The organism is Edaphobacter sp. HDX4 (assembly GCF_036877565.1).
Classification (GTDB): domain Bacteria; phylum Acidobacteriota; class Terriglobia; order Terriglobales; family Acidobacteriaceae; genus Edaphobacter.
Map to the genome: position 1 here is coordinate 1 of NZ_JAEDXW010000117.1, position 253 is coordinate 253.

The 253-nt window shown below is 61.7% G+C and carries 1 pseudogene; it reads right to left on the reverse strand.

Annotation, left to right across the window (positions count from 1 at the left end):
- Positions 1–6: 6 nt before the first annotated feature.
- Positions 7–253 (reverse strand): annotated as a pseudogene (locus JAO29_RS23285) (ABC transporter ATP-binding protein); the annotation flags it as partial.

Consider the following 253-nt stretch of genomic DNA (forward strand, 5'->3'; position numbering starts at 1 on the left):
TCTGCTCTAGCTGGCTACGGAGATCTCTTCCTCGAGTCGCTGCTTCTCAAAGAGGCTGGTGTAGTAGCCGTTGCGGGTGATGAGCTCGTCGTGTGTGCCCAACTCCGCGATGCGGCCATCGACCAGACGGCGATCTGATCGGCGTTCCGGGCAGTTGAGATGCGGTGGGAGATGAAGATGGTGGTGCGGCCCTGCATCACTCGGGCGAGCCCCTGGAGGATGCGCTCTTCCGTGTAGGTGTCGACCGATGCCA